Source organism: Glycomyces lechevalierae (genome assembly GCF_027622945.1).
Classification (GTDB): Bacteria; Actinomycetota; Actinomycetes; order Mycobacteriales; family Micromonosporaceae; genus Glycomyces; species Glycomyces rutgersensis.
This window is the reverse complement of sequence record NZ_JAPZVQ010000014.1, coordinates 11,810-27,701: the sequence shown is the minus strand read 5'-3', so window position 1 is coordinate 27,701 and position 15,892 is coordinate 11,810. Positions and strand designations below refer to the sequence as shown.

15 protein-coding genes are annotated in these 15,892 nt (G+C 68.6%); 8 read left to right on the top strand and 7 right to left on the bottom strand.

All coding sequences use genetic code 11. From position 1 onward, the window contains the following. Positions 1 to 28: 28 nt before the first annotated feature. The 4 genes from O2L01_RS19430 to O2L01_RS19415 all read right to left on the bottom strand — a co-directional run bounded on the left by O2L01_RS19430 (position 29) and on the right by O2L01_RS19415 (position 4,951). Positions 29 to 1,705, bottom strand: a complete 1,677-nt coding sequence (locus O2L01_RS19430) for an ABC transporter permease (protein WP_270123674.1) — start codon at positions 1,703 to 1,705, stop codon at positions 29 to 31. Next, positions 1,692 to 2,747 (bottom strand): iron-containing alcohol dehydrogenase family protein, encoded by a 1,056-nt coding sequence (locus O2L01_RS19425; protein WP_270123673.1) that lies wholly within the window; start codon positions 2,745 to 2,747, stop codon positions 1,692 to 1,694. The genes O2L01_RS19430 and O2L01_RS19425 overlap by 14 nt, the downstream gene beginning before the upstream one ends. 1 nt (position 2,748) lies before the next feature. Beyond that, positions 2,749 to 3,510, bottom strand: coding sequence for a phosphocholine cytidylyltransferase family protein (locus O2L01_RS19420; RefSeq protein ID WP_270123672.1), 762 nt, complete (start codon positions 3,508 to 3,510; stop codon positions 2,749 to 2,751). Between the two features lie 184 nt (positions 3,511 to 3,694). Further along, positions 3,695 to 4,951, bottom strand: a complete 1,257-nt coding sequence (locus O2L01_RS19415; protein WP_270123671.1) for an NADP-dependent isocitrate dehydrogenase — start codon at positions 4,949 to 4,951, stop codon at positions 3,695 to 3,697. Between the two features lie 376 nt (positions 4,952 to 5,327). On the opposite strand from O2L01_RS19415, the gene O2L01_RS19410 reads away from it, so the two are divergent. The 5 genes from O2L01_RS19410 to O2L01_RS19390 all read left to right on the top strand — a co-directional run bounded on the left by O2L01_RS19410 (position 5,328) and on the right by O2L01_RS19390 (position 11,320). Then, a complete protein-coding gene (locus O2L01_RS19410; protein WP_270123670.1) occupies positions 5,328 to 6,383 on the top strand; it encodes an ABC transporter permease in 1,056 nt (351 codons plus the stop codon). Then, positions 6,383 to 7,282, top strand: coding sequence for an ABC transporter permease (locus O2L01_RS19405; protein WP_270123669.1), 900 nt, complete (start codon positions 6,383 to 6,385; stop codon positions 7,280 to 7,282). The genes O2L01_RS19410 and O2L01_RS19405 overlap by 1 nt, the downstream gene beginning before the upstream one ends. Before the next feature lie 4 nt (positions 7,283 to 7,286). Further along, the gene (locus O2L01_RS19400; protein ID WP_270123668.1) at positions 7,287 to 8,360 is read left to right on the top strand and encodes an ABC transporter ATP-binding protein; all 1,074 of its coding nucleotides are present in this window, start codon (positions 7,287 to 7,289) and stop codon (positions 8,358 to 8,360) included. After that, positions 8,353 to 9,420, top strand: a complete 1,068-nt coding sequence (locus O2L01_RS19395; protein ID WP_270123667.1) for an ABC transporter ATP-binding protein — start codon at positions 8,353 to 8,355, stop codon at positions 9,418 to 9,420. The genes O2L01_RS19400 and O2L01_RS19395 overlap by 8 nt, the downstream gene beginning before the upstream one ends. A gap of 112 nt (positions 9,421 to 9,532) precedes the next feature. Beyond that, complete coding sequence (locus O2L01_RS19390; protein ID WP_270123666.1) at positions 9,533 to 11,320, top strand: ABC transporter substrate-binding protein; 1,788 nt, start codon at positions 9,533 to 9,535, stop codon at positions 11,318 to 11,320. 244 nt (positions 11,321 to 11,564) lie between these two features. Here O2L01_RS19390 and O2L01_RS19385 read toward each other — a convergent pair whose 3' ends face one another. Beyond that, a complete protein-coding gene (locus O2L01_RS19385; protein ID WP_270123665.1) occupies positions 11,565 to 11,828 on the bottom strand; it encodes a DUF397 domain-containing protein in 264 nt (87 codons plus the stop codon). Positions 11,829 to 11,860: 32 nt separating this feature from the next. Beyond that, positions 11,861 to 12,709: a helix-turn-helix domain-containing protein gene (locus tag O2L01_RS19380; RefSeq protein WP_270123664.1), complete on the bottom strand. Its 849-nt coding sequence runs from the start codon at positions 12,707 to 12,709 to the stop codon at positions 11,861 to 11,863. Between the two features lie 182 nt (positions 12,710 to 12,891). On the opposite strand from O2L01_RS19380, the gene O2L01_RS19375 reads away from it, so the two are divergent. The 3 genes from O2L01_RS19375 to O2L01_RS19365 are packed head-to-tail and all read left to right on the top strand — an operon-like array spanning position 12,892 to position 13,875. Continuing rightward, entirely contained in the window at positions 12,892 to 13,257 is a 366-nt protein-coding gene (locus O2L01_RS19375; RefSeq protein ID WP_270123663.1) for a hypothetical protein, read from the top strand. Further along, complete coding sequence (locus O2L01_RS19370) at positions 13,254 to 13,598, top strand: hypothetical protein (protein WP_270123662.1); 345 nt, start codon at positions 13,254 to 13,256, stop codon at positions 13,596 to 13,598. Before O2L01_RS19375 ends, O2L01_RS19370 begins: the two co-directional genes overlap by 4 nt. Then, on the top strand, positions 13,582 to 13,875 hold the full coding sequence (locus tag O2L01_RS19365) for a hypothetical protein (RefSeq protein ID WP_270123661.1): 294 nt from the start codon (positions 13,582 to 13,584) through the stop codon (positions 13,873 to 13,875). Before O2L01_RS19370 ends, O2L01_RS19365 begins: the two co-directional genes overlap by 17 nt. A 60-nt stretch (positions 13,876 to 13,935) precedes the next feature. Here O2L01_RS19365 and pknB read toward each other — a convergent pair whose 3' ends face one another. Beyond that, positions 13,936 to 15,852, bottom strand: a complete 1,917-nt coding sequence (pknB, locus tag O2L01_RS19360; RefSeq protein ID WP_270123660.1) for a Stk1 family PASTA domain-containing Ser/Thr kinase — start codon at positions 15,850 to 15,852, stop codon at positions 13,936 to 13,938. Positions 15,853 to 15,892 lie beyond the last annotated feature (40 nt).

Genomic DNA, 15,892 nt, shown 5'->3' with positions numbered 1-15,892 from the left:
GGCTGCAGACCGGGGCCGTTCGGGTTCGCTAGAGCGCCTTGAGGACGCGGGGTTCGAGGCGGTAGAAGATCCAGCGGCCGAAGAACATCAGGAAGGCGGAGACGCCGATCGAGACGCAGAGCTGGAAGGTGTTCGGCGCGAGCGCCGGGATGAAGACCGCGCGGTGCATGGAGAAGATGCCGATGAGCGGGTTCGACGAGAAGATGTCGAACAGCCAGGGGTTCTCCTGCATGGCGTCCGCATCGGAGACCTTGGTGACCGGGTAGATGATCGCCGAGGCGTAGAAGAGGACGCGCATGATCAGCGGCAGGAAGCGCGAGACGTCCTTGTAGAGGACGTTGGCGCCCGCGAGGACGAAGGTCATGCCCGCGAGGAGCATCGTCTGCGTCAGGATCGCCGGGATCAGCCACAGGAGGTTGAGCCCGAAGGTCCCGCCCTGCCAGATGGCGACGCCCAGGAGGATCGGGAAGCCGACCGCGTACTCGGCGAAGCGCGCGAAGACCTTCGAGACCGGGAAGACCTCGCGCGGGACCTTCATGACCGTGATCAGGGCCGCCTGGCCGTTGAGGGACTTCGCGCCCTCGTTGACCGCGGAGCTGAACCACTGGTAGGCGAAGATGCCGGAGACGATGAAGAGCAGGTAGCCCGCCTGGTTGCCGTTCGCGTCCTCCGGCATGGCCTTGCCGCCGCCGAAGACGAGGTCGAACACGAACCAGTAGATGAGCGTGAGGCCCAGCGGCTCGATGAGGGACCAGATGTACCCCATCGCCGTGCCCTGGTACTTGACGGCGAGGTCGCGGCGGACCAGGACCGACAGGGCGTACCGGTGGCGCATGAGCGCGGTGAAGCCGGTCGTGAGCGGGAACTTCCGCTTGAGCGGCTTGACCTCCGCCTCTTGCTTGATGCGGATGGCCCCGGTGCCCGGGCCCTCGTCGCTGCGGGCCGAGTCGAGGAACGCCGGGAGCTCGGCGGTGTCGTCGAGGTTGCGGCGGATCGGGGAGGCCCCGGCCATCGGCATGTCGCGGCCGGGTTCGGCGCGAGTCGCGTAGGGCGCCTGCGGGACCTGCGAGGCGGGGGCCTGCTGGCCGGACTGCTGGCCCGGGTGCGGGGGGGCCGCCGCGGGCGGCGGGGGCGTCTGGCCGTGCGGCGCCGGTGCCGTCGCCGGAGGCGGCGGGGGCTGCTGCGGCTGGTAGTGGCCGCCCGGCGCGGGCTGGCCGTACGGGTTCGGCTGACCAGGCCCGTGCGGCTGCGGCGCGCCGTACGGCTGCTGCGGCTGGCCGGGGCCGTGCGGCGGGGGCGGCGGCGGTGTGCCGTAGGGCTGCTGCCCTTGGGGCGCACCGTAACCGGGGTGCTGCGGTGCCGGGCTCTGGTGGTGCGCGGGGGCACCGTACGCCTGCTGCTGGCCGGCGGCCGCGCCGTAGGGCGCGGGGCCGCCGTAGCCCTGCTGCGGGGCCTGCGCCGGAGGCGGCGGGGCGTGGCCGGCGCCCGGGTGGCCCGGGGTGATGCCGGGCGCGGCGGACGGCGGCGGGCTCGCGAAAGCCGCCGAACCGGAGCTCAAGCCTCCCGGCGGGTATCCCGCGGGGGCGGCCGAAGGCCCGGGACCGAAGCCGCCTTGGGGGGCGGCCGCATCGGAGTTCTCCGGGCTCCCGTCGTTGTTCCCGGCTGGGCCGGAGACTCCGTCGGGGTGCGGGCTAATCGAGCTCATGCATCATCTCCGTCAGGTGTCGCTCCAGCGCCACCGAGTCCAGTTCACGATGTTCGAGAATCGTATAACGGCCTGGCCGGGTCCTCGGCGCGTAGGCCACCGCTGTGGCGAGCTCCGCGATGTTCAACCCGAGTTCATCTGCGGTGCGCGGCAGCCCGTGCCGCCGCATGGCGGCGGAGAGCTCCTGGAACAGGGCCTTGTCGCCCCGCAGCCAGGTGCACACCAATGCTCCTACCGCGCCCTGCGCCCCGTGGGACGCCAGGCCGGGGTGGAGTGCTTCGAGCGCGTGCGCGATCTCGTGGCAGCCGCCCGAGCAGGGCCGGGACGACCCGGCCATGCTGGAGGCGAGGCCGCCTTGGATCAGCGCGTCCGCGAGGGTCGCCAGGAACGCGTCGTCGGCGATGGTCCCCGGGTGGCGCAGCACCGCTTCGGCGCCGGTGCGGGCGATGGCGGCGGCGAGGCCGTCCACGGGTTCGCCGTTCACCTCGTGCGAGAGCTGCCAGTCGGCGACGGCCGAGAGGTTCGTCAGCGCGTCGCCGATGCCGGACTGCAGCTGGTGGGCGGGGGCCTGGCGGATGAAGTCGAGGTCGGCGAGCACCGCGAGCGGCGGGTGGACCCCGTAGGAGACGGAGACGCCGTCGCGTTCGAGCGAGGCGGTGGGGGACGCGAGGCCGTCGTGGGCGAGGCTCGTGGCGACCGAGACCATGGGCAGGCCGAGGTCGGACGCGGCCCATTTCGCGGTGTCGAGGAGCTTGCCGCCGCCGATGCCCACGAGCGCGTCGACCCGGTGGTCGTCGCGGAGGCTCTTGGTGAGCTCCTTGGCGCTGTGGAGGCTGCCGGGGGTGACGGTGTGCACGGTGGCGTCGGGCAGGTGGTCGAGCTCGGCGGCGATGCTCTCGCCGAGGCCGGGCCCGAGGGCGACCGCGACGCGCCCGCCCGAGGAGATCCGGGCGTCGGCGAGCAGTTCGGGGAGCCGTTTCAGCGCTCCGGCCGAGACCTCGACCGTGATGGGCGCCAAGACGGTGCGCGCGAAGGTCGGCAACCTACAGGCCCTTCGCGCTCTGCTGCCGGGATCGCTCCGCAAGCTTCGCGATCTCTTTGGCAGCGGCCCAGTCGGCGTGGTCGTCGACCTCGGTCCAGGCCACGGGCCCGGTCGAGACGGTGCCGATCTGGCCGGCCTCGGCGAGGAGCTGGTAGGCGTCCTCGTAGTAGAGGGTCGAGTCGCGCGTGAACGTGGCCTCGAGGGCCTTGGTGAGGTCGGCGGCGAGCCCGGCGGGGATGAGGCTGACGCCGATGTACTCGCCCGCGGCGGTCGCGATCGGCTGCTGCTTGTGGATGAGCTCGACGCCGCCTTCGCCGACGCGGACCTTCATGGCCTCGTCGGTGAGGGTCTTGTGGTCGTCGAGGGCGAGGAGGAGCCGGGGATCGGTCTCCGCGGCCGCGAGGAGGTTCCGCTCGATGCTGGTGGGGTGCACGGTGTCGCCGTTGACGAGCAGGGCGCCCGCCTTGTAGTGCTCGCGGGCGGTCCACAGCGAGTACGCGTTGTTCCAGTGCGGCTTGTCGTTGTCGACGATCTGGACGGTGACGCCGTACCGGTCCTCGAGTACGGGGGCGTGCTCGCGGATCCTCTCGGCGGCGTGGCCGACGGTGATCGCGAGGTCGGTGACGGCGACCTCGGCGAGGCCGCGCACGATCGTGTCGAGGATCGTCTCCGTCCCGGTGACCGGCAGGAGGGTCTTGGGGAGCGCGTCGGTGTCGGGGCGCAGGCGCTGCCCCTGTCCGGCGGCGAGGATGACGCCTCTCACGAGTTTGCGGCCTTCCGATCGACGGCTGTGAACCCGCCTAGTTTACAAGTCCCGAAAGGGGGGAGGCCCCTGCCGAGTGTGCGCCTGCACACGTCGGCCGGGGCCTCCAACTGGGAAGGGGCGGATCGCGCCGGAGCGTTCACCGCTTCCCTCTACAACGAGCCGCGGACGGCCCGGTTACGCACTACTTCGCACTCTCGGCGAAGCTCGCGAGCCATAACTTGGCAGCGATCTTCTTGGCCAGGTTCTCCGACAGGGTGTCGAGGAACTCGTCCGTGGTCTGCCACTCCTGCTCCTTGCCGACCAGCGACGCGAGGTCCTTGGTCATCCTGCCGCTCTCGACGGTGTCGATGACGACCTTCTCGAGCTCGTCGGCAAAGGCGGTGACCTCGGGGGTGCCGTCGAGCTTGCCGCGGTGGGCCAGGCCGCGGGTCCACGCGAAGATCGAGGCGATCGGGTTGGTCGAGGTCTTCTCGCCGCGCTGGTGGGCGCGGTAATGGCGGGTCACGGTGCCGTGCGCGGCCTCGGCCTCGACGGTCTTGCCGTCGGGGGTCATGAGCACGGAGGTCATGAGGCCGAGCGAGCCGAAGCCCTGCGCGACGGTGTCGGACTGGACGTCGCCGTCGTAGTTCTTGCAGGCCCAGACGTAGCCGCCCTCCCACTTCATGGCCGCGGCGACCATGTCGTCGATGAGGCGGTGCTCGTAGGTGAGGCCCTTGGCGTCGAAGTCCGCCTTGAACTCGTTGTCGAAGATCTCCTGGAACACGTCCTTGAACATGCCGTCGTAGGCCTTGAGGATGGTGTTCTTGGTGGACATGTACACCGGGTAGTCGCGGGCCAGGCCGTAGCGGAACGAGGCGCGCGCGAAGTCCTCGATGGACTTCTTGTAGTTGTACATCGCCATGGCGACGCCGCCGCCCTCCGGGTACTCGGCGGCCTGGATCTCGATCGGCTCGGAGCCGTCGGCCGGAGTGAAGGTGACGGTGAGGGTGCCGGGGCGGTCGACCTTGAAGTCGGTGGCCTTGTACTGGTCGCCGTGGGCGTGGCGGCCGATGATGATCGGCTTGGTCCAGCCCGGGACGAGGCGGGGCACGTTGCTCATGATGATCGGCTCGCGGAAGACCACGCCGCCGAGGATGTTGCGGATGGTGCCGTTCGGGGAGCGCCACATCTTCTTGAGGCCGAACTCCTCGACGCGGGCCTCGTCGGGGGTGATGGTGGCGCACTTGACGCCGACGTTGTACTGGTTGATCGCGTTCGCGGCGTCGACCGTGACCTGGTCGTCGGTGGCGTCGCGGTGCTCGATGGAGAGGTCGTAGTACTTGAGGTCCACGTCCAGGTAGGGGTGGATCAGCTCGTCCTTGATCTTGCTCCAGATGATGCGGGTCATCTCGTCGCCGTCGAGCTCGACGACCGGGTTCGCAACTTTGATCTTCGCCATAGTCTCGCTACCTCTCCTTGCGCTCACCTGCGCCTGGGTTGACTGCGCCTACGAGGGCGCCGGAGCTCGCGCCCCTAACAGTACGAGCGTACTGGCTTTACCGTGGAAGGCCGCGCCCGGGCCCGGGAGTCGATGGTCACAAGCCGGGCGCACGGATAACGATTCCGTCTCAAGGCTGGCGTGCCCCGGGTCACGACGGGTAGCTTCTTTAACTAGAAACAATCTTTCCAATTTGTTTCGCCCCCCGTCGTCCGAGGATCACCGGCTCGTTCCCGAACCGGGCCCCGACTAGCGCACGAAGGAGTGCACCGAGGTGACCGCACCTGCCGCTCCACCCACGGCGAAGCTTGCGAGCCGTAAATCAGCTCTGTCATCCGTGGGCACGCCGCCCCGCACCGCCGCCACCGTGGTCCGGCGCGTGTGGACGTCCTACGCCTTCCGCCGCGTCCTCCAGTCGGTGTTCGTGATCTGGCTCGTCTCGACGATCACCTTCCTCCTCATGCACTTCATGCCCGGCGACCCGATCGAGATCATGGCCGGGCGGCTCAACAGCGCCGGCATGTCGCACGACCAGGCGCTGGCCACGGCCCAGAACCTCGTCAACTACGACCCGGACGCGTCGGCGTGGGGCCAGTACCTGGACTTCCTCAAGGGCCTGGTCACCCTCGACCTCGGCAACTCGCTCACCAACCCGAGCAAGTCGGTCCTCGAGCACGTCATGGAGTACCTGCCCTGGACGCTGTTCTCGGTGGGCGCGGGCGTGGTCCTCGCGGTCGTCATCGGCGTCTCGGTCGGCATGGCCATGGCCTACCGGCGCGGCTCGGGCTTCGACCACGCGATGACCTCGATCGGCTCGTTCCTGACGGGCGTGCCGAACTACATCCTCATCGCCGCGGTCGTCGTCCTCGGCTACACGGTCCTCGGGATCCTGCCGTTCCTCGACATGCGCGGGCGCATCACCGCCGGCGTCGAGCCCGGGTTCGACCCGGTGTTCCTCGGCGACGCGGCCTTCCACGCGATCCTGCCGATCCTCGCCTTCGCGTTCACCGCGACCGGCTCGTTCATGCTCAACATGAAGGCCGCCACGACGGAAGTGCTCACCGAGGACTACGTGACGGTGGCGCGCGCCAGGGGCCTCAAGCCGGGCCGGATCTCGCGCGGCTACGTGGGGCGCAACGCGCTCCTGCCGGTCGTGCCGCAGATCGCGCTGCAGATGGGGATGCTCGTGGGCGGCTCGATCGTCATCGAGCAGATCCTCGACTACCCCGGGGTCGGCCAGATGCTCATGAGCGCGATCGCCGACCGCGACTACCCGGTCGTGCAGGCCGCCGTGATCATCCTCGCGACCTCGGTGGTCATCGCGAGCCTGATCGTGGACCTCGTGCTCGTCAAGATCGACCCCCGCATCAAGTCCGAAGGGCAGGACGCCTGATGAGCACCGTGGATGCGGCGATCTTGAAGCCGCGCAAGCAGTTCGGAGAGACGTTCTTCGGCCGGGTGTGGACGGGGCTGACCCGCTCCCCCGCCGGCTTCGCCGGGACGGTGCTGGTCCTGGGGATCGTGCTGTTCTCCTTCGTCGGGCCCCTCGTGGTGAACCAGGACAACCCCACGGACACGACGCAGATCTGGACCGAACCGTCCTCTGCGCACTGGCTCGGCACCCAGTACGAAGGCAAGGACACGTTCACGATCCTGGTGAACTCCGGGGCCGAACCGATCTGGGTGGGCACGCTCGCCGCACTCATGGCCGTGTTCGTGGCCGTCGTGTTCGGCTCGGCCGCAGGCTACTTCCGCGGCAAGATCGACGCGGTCCTGCTGCAGCTCACCGACGTCACCGTCACCATCCCGCAGTTCCTCCTCATGCTCGCGGTCGTCGCGTTCTTCGACGACATCCCGGCATGGGGCATCGCGTTCGTGGTCGGCTCCACCATGTGGGCCTTCCTCTTCCGCTCGATCCGGGCGCAGGTCATGTCCCTCAAGGAACGCGAGTTCGTGGAGGCCGCGAGGCTGCAGGACCTCGGCACCGCCCGCATCGTCTTCCGCGAGATCCTGCCGAACATGGCCGGGTTCATCTTCGTGAACTTCGTGATCGCGGTGAACCAGGCGATCTACGCGATCGTGGGCCTCTACGTGCTCGGCCTCATGCCCTCCGGAACCCCCAACTGGGGCTTGATGATCCACCAGTCGTGGAGCCAGAACTTCTACCTCAACCCGGTCGCGATGCCGTTCGTCCTCGCGCCGCTGCTGATGATCGTGCTCTTCACGATCGGCCTGGTGACCATGGGCCGCGGCCTCGACCAGGCCCTCAACCCGCGACTGCGAGAAAGGTAAGAGCATGAGCGACCCGATTCTCAGCGTCCGCGACCTCTCGATCGCCTACCGCACCGGCAGGAAGGAGTCGGTGACCGCCGTCAGCGGCATCGACCTCGACCTGTACGAGGGCCAGTCCCTGGCGCTCGTGGGCGAGTCCGGCTGCGGCAAGACCACGCTCGGCCTCGGCCTGCTGCGCCTGCTCCCGAACCTCGGCGAGATCACCTCCGGCTCGCTGACGTACCGGCTCAAGGACGGCTCCCGCGCCGACCTGCTCCAGATGAAGAAGGAGCCGCTGCGCCGCTTCCGCTGGAACGAGGCCGCGATGGTCTTCCAGGGCGCCATGAACGCCTTCAACCCCGTGATCAGGATCTTCGACCACTTCGCCGACACCCTCCGCGACCACGCGGACGGCAAGAAGTGGACGAAGGCCGCCGTCGAGGCCCGCGCCGGGGAGCTCCTGGAGACCGTGCGGCTCGACCCCGACCGCGTGCTCCAGTCCTACCCGCACGAGCTCTCCGGCGGCATGAAGCAGCGCGCGCTCATCGCCCTCGCGATCGCCCTCGACCCGCAGGTGCTCGTCCTCGACGAGCCGACCACGGCCCTCGACCTGCTCACGCAGCGCTCGATCGTGCAGCAGCTCCACGAGCTGCGCAAGAAGTTCGGGTTCACGATGGTGTTCATCACCCACGACCTCGGCCTCGCCGCCGAGCTCGCCGACCGGGTCGCCACCATGTACGCCGGCCGCATCATCGAGACCGGCTCGGCCCGCGACATCTTCTACGACCCGAAGCACCCCTACACGGCCGGGCTCATCAACGCGGTCATGCCCGTCAAGGGCGACCGGCCCGCGCTCGAGTCGATCCCCGGCTACCCGCCGAGCCTGAAGGCGATGCCGGACGGCTGCGCGTTCAACCCGCGCTGCGCGTTCGCCACGGACGCCTGCAAGCAGGACCGGGTCCCGCTCTCGCTCCTCACCGAGCGCCCCTCGGGGATGGACCACTCCGTGGCCTGCCTCCACCACGACCAGGTCCGGCTCGCGCGCAGCGCCACTGATCAACTCGCAAGCTTCGTTGAAGGAGAAAGCGCCAATGTCTAACGCGCCTCTGCTGAAGCTCTCCGGCATGGAGCAGGTCTTCGAGACGAAGAAGGGCCCCGTGCCCGCCGTCGGCGGCGTCGACCTCGAGGTCAAGCCCGGCAAGGTGCTCTGCCTCGTGGGCGAGTCCGGCTGCGGCAAGACCACGACCGCCCGCGCGGCCGCCGGTCTGACCAAGCCCACCGCGGGCACGGTCGAGTTCCGCGGCAAGAACCTCGCGGAGATGACGGCCGCCGAACGCGGGCAGTACCGCCGGGCCGTGCAGTACATCCACCAGGACCCGTACGCCGCGCTCAACCCGACCCGCACCGTCTTCTCCACGCTCAGCGCGGGACTCAAGAAGCACGGGATCGTCAAGAACCGCACCGAGGCCCGCGCCAAGGCCGCCGAGCTCCTGCAGCTCGTCGACCTCACTCCCCCCGAGTCCTACCTGGACTCGTACCCGCACCAGCTGTCGGGCGGCCAGCGCCAGCGCGTGAACGTCGCGCGCTCGCTCGCGCTCAACCCGGACCTGCTCATCTGCGACGAGTCGACCTCCATGCTGGACGTCTCGATCCGGGTGAGCCTCCTCAATACTCTTGGGCGGCTGCGCGACGAGCTCGACGTCGGCTTCCTGTTCATCACCCACGACCTGGCCGTCGCGAAGTACTTCGCGTGGGACGGCGAGATCGCGGTCATGTACCTGGGGAAGGTCGTCGAGCACGGCCCGACCCCGGAGGTCATCGGGAACCCGCAGCACCCGTACACCAAGGCCCTCATCGGCGCGGTGTGCGAGCCGGACCCGGACCTGGCGAAGGCGAACCGCTCGGCGGAGCAGCTCCGCTCGGCCGAGATCCCGAGCCTGCGCGACCTGCCGGCCGGGTGCGCGTTCCATCCTCGCTGCCCCGCTTTCGAACCGGGCCTGTGCGACGCGGCCGAGCCGCCCCTGCAGGCCACTCCTTCCCGAAGGAAGCTCTCGTGCCATGTGGTGCACCGCGATCTCCAGCGGGCGACACCTGACGCGACGCTCACCTTCGACGCCGTGCCCGGCTCACGGCGCCCCGAGACCGAGTCGGCCCTATGACCCCAAGGCCTCTCGTCTCGTTCCGTCCCATCCACTCCTCATCCTCACCGCACTCACTGCCCGCTGTCGCAAGACGGCACCACGAAAGACCTTGTTACGAAAGGAATTGGCGATGACCTCTCAGCAATTCGAGCTCAGCCGACGTCGGCTCATGCAGGCGGTCGGCCTCGGCGCGGGCGCCGTGGCGACCACAAGCGTCCTGGGCGCCTGCCAGGCCAAGGGCTCGGACGGCGAAGGCGCCTCCGGGAAGTTCGTCTACGTCTACCCGTTCGACATCACCACGCAGCACTACAACGCGGCCCTGCCGAACGCGGCCCTCCTGGTGCCGGCGTCGAACGCCGAGCTGTTCATCCCCCGCCCGGCGGTCCTCAACTGGGAGACCCAGGAGTGGATCCCGCAGCTCGCCGAGTCCGTGGACCTGACCGACAAGACGCTGACGATCAAGCTCCGCTCGGGCATCAAGTGGACCGACGGCAACCCTGTCACCTCGAAGGACGTCAAGGGCACGATCTACCTGCAGAAGCTGAACGCCCCGCAGGGCACGGTCGGCTGGGACCAGATCGAGTCTGTGACCGCGGACGACGACACGACCGTCACGGTGCAGTACTCGGCGGCGTTCCCCGGCGTCGAGCACGGCGCGCTCAAGGTGCAGGTGCTGCCGTACGCCCGCTACGGCGAGTGGACGGACGAGGCCGAGGCGCTGGTCGCGGCCGGCGCGATCCAGGGCTCCCCGGAGCAGTCGGCGCTGGCCGAGAAGATCGCGGCGGAGGACTTCAAGGACGCCGAGGGCGGGTTCATCACCTGCGGCGCTTACAAGTTCAAGGACATCGGCGAGACCGTCATCACCATGGAGGTGCACGAAGGCGGGCTCTTCGCGGACCAGGTGAAGTTCGAGACCTTCGAGATCCAGAAGGGCGACAACGCGACCTCGGTGCAGCTGCTGCTCTCGAGCGAAGTGGACTACTCGACGCAGGTGCTCGGCGCGACCGACCGCCAGACGATCGCGGGCGTCGACGGCCTCAAGGAGCTCTCGACCCCCGGCTACGACGGCATCGGGCTGATGCTCAACCAGGCCCGGTTCCCGGAGTTCGCGGACGTCGACGTGCGCAAGGCGTTCCTGTACGTGCTCGACACCGAGCAGATCGGCGAGATCGCCAAGGGCCAGGGCGGCTACTACCTGCCGAAGACCTACACGGGTCTGGCCGACCCGCACGCCGAGGGCCTGTTCGACGACGTCGAGCTGGAGTTCTACTCGGTCGACCACGCGAAGGCGACCAGCTTGCTCGAGGGCGCGGGCTGGAAGCAGGAGTCGGACGGCTGGCACAAGCCGGACGGCTCGCTCGCCGAGTACACGATCATCGGCGTCGAGGGCTGGACGGACTTCACGCTCTCGGGCGAGCAGGCGGCGGACCAGCTGACGCAGTTCGGCATCAAGGTCGCCTACGAGAACGTGCCCGAGGACAACCCGTGGGGCATCTGGGGCGCGGGCGACTTCGACATCGCGGTGCGCCAGTGGGCGAACCCGTTCGTGCCTTATGTCTACGGCGCCTGGCAGATGACCTGGTTCACCGACAACGGCCTGACCGCGGACGCCATGGGCATGGGTGTGCCGGTGGACGCGGTGGAGACCGCGACCCAGGGCACCGTGAACGTGGCGGAGCTGTACCGGCAGTCCCAGCAGGGCACCGAGGAGGAGCAGGCTGCGGCGAACAAGATCCTCGGCATCGTCTTCAACGAGACCCTGCCGCGCCTGCCGCTGTTCCTGAACCAGCGCGTCTCGTACGCGGTCGAGGGCAAGCGCGTGAAGGCGGTCGACCCGGGCGACTACGAACTGAACGACATCTACTTCGACAACCCGATCATGGTCCGGATTCTCGAGGGCGGCATCGAGCCGGTTTAGGCTGCGCCCCTGAGGGACCGTGGTCCCGCGCTCCCCGGGCGACCTGCTCGCGCCCGGGGAGCCCCCTCGATCTGGAGGGGACAACGAGCTCGGACCGGGCCCGCAACCCCGGCCCGGAGCCGCGCACGACCGAGGCGGGTCAGCGCGGCGAACGAGAGAAGCAAGGCCCCGACCGTATGGTCGGGGCCTTGCTGCATTCGGGAAAGGCAAGCGGGACAAGGCGAAAGACCTTGACGCGCCGTGACTAGGCGATGTCGCCGGTCTTAATGGCGGCGATGAGGCCGGTCCAGGTGTCGGTGTCGAGGAGGAGGTGCGGGAAGTCCCCAGAGGTGGGGAGCTTCGAGTCCCGGACCGCGACGGTCGTGGCCACAGGAGCCACCTCGACGCAGTTGCCGTTCCCTCCGCTACGGCTCGACTTCCGCCACGGAGCGGAATGGATGCAGGCCACCTCGATGCAGTTGCCCGTGCCGCTGTAGCTGGACTTTCGCCATTGAACTGAAGATTTCATGTCAGCACCCTCAAGTCAGGCTCGGTTGATTCTCAGCTGATGTTACTGATGATGGTGCGAATGCGATCGAGGGACGCCTTGGGTGTGAGTGCCTGTTTTCGCAGCCTGGCATGAGCATCCTGATAAGCGGTGAAGTGTTCTGGCTCTTCGAGGACTTGACCTCGGGTGAAGTTGTCGAGGTAGACGATCGGCTCATCGAGTGCATCTGGAAACTTGATGAGCATGAACGGGCCGGTCATCGCATGGTGGCCTCCCGCCGAGAACGGCAGGACCTGGACCGTGACATTGGGGAGCTCAGTAAGGTCCGCGAGGTGTTCCAGCTGTCTCCGGAACTGAGAGTTGCGACCCACCGGCCGGAGCAGGACCGCTTCATTGAGCACAGCGGCGACCTCCACCGGCTTGTCTCGAGTCAGGATCAGCTGGCGGCGCAGTCTCGCGTCGATCTTCGCTTCGATGTCGCTGTCTTCCGTGGTCAAGCGAAAGATCTCGCGGGCGTAGTCAGCGGTCTGGAACAGGCCGGGCATGATCTCTGATTCGTAGGTCGCTATCGAAGCGGCTTCCTCTTCGAGACCGACATAGAAACTGAACCAGTCCGGCAGGACATCTCCGTAGTTCTGCCACCAACCCCGCTCTTGCGCGCCGCGGGCGAGTTCGACCAGAACCTCGGCGTCTTCGCCGGTCACGCCGTACAGGGCGAGCATCGCTCGGACCACCACTGGTCTTGCAGTGATCTCGCGGTTCTCGATGCGCCCCAGATTGCCCGGGCTCATGTCAAGCGCCTTCGCCGCCGCAGAGCGGTTGTATCCGGCCTGTTCTCGAAGTCGCGCCAACTCCTTGGCGATGCGGCGTCGTTTGACCGTGGGGCTTCGCAGCTCAGTCATGCGACGAGTATTCCATCGCGAGCGCCCGTCAGCAAATTCTTGTCACCCAAAAGGGTGGCGTGCAACTTGCATGAGAATCGACCGTGTCGTAGGGTCGCTCTTACCGCACATAGACAGCGGCCCACCGAGATTCTTTGGCGAGAGTCGGTGGGCCGCGCACTCCAGAGAAAGCGAGGCTTCTCGTGGGTCTTATCAGCGTACCCGTCGACCCTGCCCCCGCCCGGGCCAAGATCGACCTCCAACTGCACCAGCGCTACCGCACCCGGCTCGGGCTCGGCCGCCTCCGCTGCGAAGGGTGCGGCGAAACCGGGAACCGACACAGCTGCACCGCCCGCGAGTCCGCCGCTCGACTCTTCCTCTACACGGCTACCCGTACCCGGATCGCCGCTGCGCTCGACTCCGGCCGCCTCACCACCGACGACCTCCGGCTCCGCCGCACCGCCCCGGCCCGGCACCGCCGTAGGCCCAGGCCGCACCCGCGCCGCGTGCCCTCCACCAACCCGCTTGCGGCCCTTGGCATCCCGGAGCTCGCGGGGGCCCTGCGATGACCGCATCCGACACCGCCGACAGCCCGATCACCAAGATCGGCACCGAAGTCTTCGGCCTCCGCGTCATCACCGGCTACCTCCACGCCGCCGACCCCGGCCAGATCCTGCTCCGCCAGCTCTACCCCGACACGCCCGCGAACATCGGCCGCATCGAATCCATCGGCTCGGGAACCGGTCGGCTCACCATCAACAACGACCGCGCCCGCGAATGGTCCGACACCGACCGCCGCCGCCTCACCGCCTTCTTCCTCAACCGCTACACCGAGCGCATCATCGGCAACCCCGCCTCCATGGCCGCAGGACCGGAACCGTTGGGAGCCACTGATGATCGAACCGCGTAAGCGCGATACCACCGCCGACTCGCCCGACTGGCGCTTCCTCGCCGCCTTCTTCCACGACATCGGCATGAACGACCGCATCCGCCTCGCCGTCTACCGCAGCACCGCCGACCCGGCACTCCACCGGCTCACCTCCGACGAGCAGACCACCGCCGGACCACGCCTGATCGCCGTCTTCACCGAACCGCCCGGCGGCGACGAAGACTGGCACCCCGCCTGGCGCACCGACCAGATGCGCCCCACCGTCGAGAAGCGAGCCCGAGCCATCGCCCGCCGATGACAAGCGCGACAAGGCCCCAGCCGGTGAACCGGCTGGGGCCTTTCACTCTGTTCGCCTGCGCTAGGCGCCGTTCTCGCAGGACGGCGGGTCGAGCGGGCCGCAGCTCTCGGTCGGCGTCTCCGAAGTCGCGTCGTCGTCGCCTCCGCCGCCGCCGTCTTCACCGGCGGCGGTGATGGTCACCGCCGAACCGGGCGCGACGGCCATGCCGCTCGTGATCTGCCCGTCCTCGTTCGTGACCGACTCGATGGTCGTCGCGGCGGGGTCGCCGTCCAGCGTCACGGTGAGCCCCAGCCCTTGCAGCGTCGTCTGCAACGCCGCCGGTGTCGTGGTCGCGTCCCAGGTGATGACGACACCCTGGGCGGTGATCGTCACCGTGGTGCCCTCCGCCTCGGTCGAGCCCTCGCCCGGGTTCTGCGCGTAGACGACGCCCGTCGTGGTCCCCTCGTTGCCGTACACGACCTCGACCTCGAACCCTTCGCCCTTGAGGACTTCGGTGGCCCGGTCGACGGTCGTGTCGATGACGTTCGGCACCGTGGCCTGGCCGCCCGAGGAGACCGTCAGGGTGATCTCGGTCTTGAGGGCGACCTCGGTACCCGCTTCGGGATCCTGCGTCAGGACCTCGCCGGACGGCTTCGTGCTGTCCTCTTTGACGATGTTGACCGTGAGGCCCTGGTCCTCGAGGGTCTTCGTCGCGTCGTCCTCCTGGTCGCCCACGACGTCCTCGACCGCGACCTTGTCGGGGGCGACCATGACGGTGAGCTCCACCGTGTCCCCCTTCTCGGCCTCGGAGTTCCCGTCAGGGGTCTGGTCGATGACGTGGTCGATGTCGGTGCTGGTCGGGTCATCCGCGACCTGCTCCTTGAAGGTGACCACGAAACCCTCGGCCTTGAGCGTCTGCTCCGCGTCCGCCCTGGCCTCGCCGACCACGTTCGGCACGTTCACCGTCTCCGGCTGCTCGAGCATCTTCATGATGCCCCAGGAGGCCGCGGTGACCGCGACGAGCGCGAGGATCACCCCCAGGGCGATCAGCCACGGGCGGCGCTTGCTCGACGAGGTCGCGATCGGCGTGATCGGCGCGGTCGAGTCGGGCCCGGCGAGCATCTGCGTCCGGTCGCCCGCGCTCATCACCGCGGGGGCCATGACGGCCTGCCCGCGCGCGGCGCGGATCAGGTCCTCGCGCATCTCCCCGGCCGAGTGGTACCGGTTCTCGGGGTTCTTCGCGAGCGCCTTCATGATCACGGCGTCGACCGAGGCCGGCACGTTCGGGTTGAGCTCCGAAGGCGGCCGGGCCTCCTCGCGCACGTGCTGGTACGCGACGGAGACCGGGTTGTCGCCGGTGAACGGCGGGTGCCCCACGAGGAGTTCGTAGAGGACGCAGCCGACGGCGTACACGTCCGAGCGGGCGTCCACGGTCTCGCCGCGCGCCTGCTCGGGCGAGAGGTACTGCGCGGTGCCGATGACCGCGCTGGTCTGGGTCATGGTCGCCTGGCCGCTGGCCAGGGCCCGGGCGATGCCGAAGTCCATGACCTTGACCTGGTTGGTGTCCGAGAGCATCACGTTGCCGGGCTTCACGTCCCGGTGGATGATGTGGTGCTTGTGGCTGAAGTCCAGGGCCGAGCACATGTCGGCCACGACCTCGCAGGCCGTCGCCGCGTCGAAACGGCCCTCGGCGAGGAGGACCTCCTTGAGGGTGCGGCCGTTGACGAACTCCATCACCATGTACGGGATGCCGGCGTCCTCGCCGGTGTCGAAGACCGCGACGATGTTCGGGTGGTTGAGGGACGCCGAGTTCTGGGCCTCGCGCTGGAACCGGATGAGGAAGGACTCGTCGCGAGAGAGGTCGGCCCGCAGCAGCTTCACCGCCACGTCGCGGCCGAGTCGCAGGTCGCGGCCACGGTGGACTTCAGCCATCCCCCCGTAGCCGACGACCTCGCCGATCTCGTATCTGCCGCCTAGCAGGCGGGGCTCTGTCGTCATCGCGTTTTACGTCCTCGTGTTCCGTTCATCGCGGCTTGAT

Bases quoted from the DNA above. Each gene is read 5' to 3' on its own strand.
- O2L01_RS19430 (WP_270123674.1), bottom strand. From the start codon at position 1,705: ATGAGCTCGATTAGCCCGCACCCCGACGGAGTCTCCGGCCCAGCCGGG.
- O2L01_RS19415 (WP_270123671.1), bottom strand. From the start codon at position 4,951: ATGGCGAAGATCAAAGTTGCGAACCCGGTCGTCGAGCTCGACGGCGAC.
- O2L01_RS19405 (WP_270123669.1), top strand. From the start codon at position 6,383: ATGAGCACCGTGGATGCGGCGATCTTGAAGCCGCGCAAGCAGTTCGGA.
- O2L01_RS19400 (WP_270123668.1), top strand. From the start codon at position 7,287: ATGAGCGACCCGATTCTCAGCGTCCGCGACCTCTCGATCGCCTACCGC.
- O2L01_RS19395 (WP_270123667.1), top strand. From the start codon at position 8,353: ATGTCTAACGCGCCTCTGCTGAAGCTCTCCGGCATGGAGCAGGTCTTC.
- O2L01_RS19390 (WP_270123666.1), top strand. From the start codon at position 9,533: ATGACCTCTCAGCAATTCGAGCTCAGCCGACGTCGGCTCATGCAGGCG.
- O2L01_RS19385 (WP_270123665.1), bottom strand. From the start codon at position 11,828: ATGAAATCTTCAGTTCAATGGCGAAAGTCCAGCTACAGCGGCACGGGC.
- O2L01_RS19380 (WP_270123664.1), bottom strand. From the start codon at position 12,709: ATGACTGAGCTGCGAAGCCCCACGGTCAAACGACGCCGCATCGCCAAG.
- O2L01_RS19370 (WP_270123662.1), top strand. From the start codon at position 13,254: ATGACCGCATCCGACACCGCCGACAGCCCGATCACCAAGATCGGCACC.
- O2L01_RS19365 (WP_270123661.1), top strand. From the start codon at position 13,582: ATGATCGAACCGCGTAAGCGCGATACCACCGCCGACTCGCCCGACTGG.
- pknB (WP_270123660.1), bottom strand. From the start codon at position 15,852: ATGACGACAGAGCCCCGCCTGCTAGGCGGCAGATACGAGATCGGCGAG.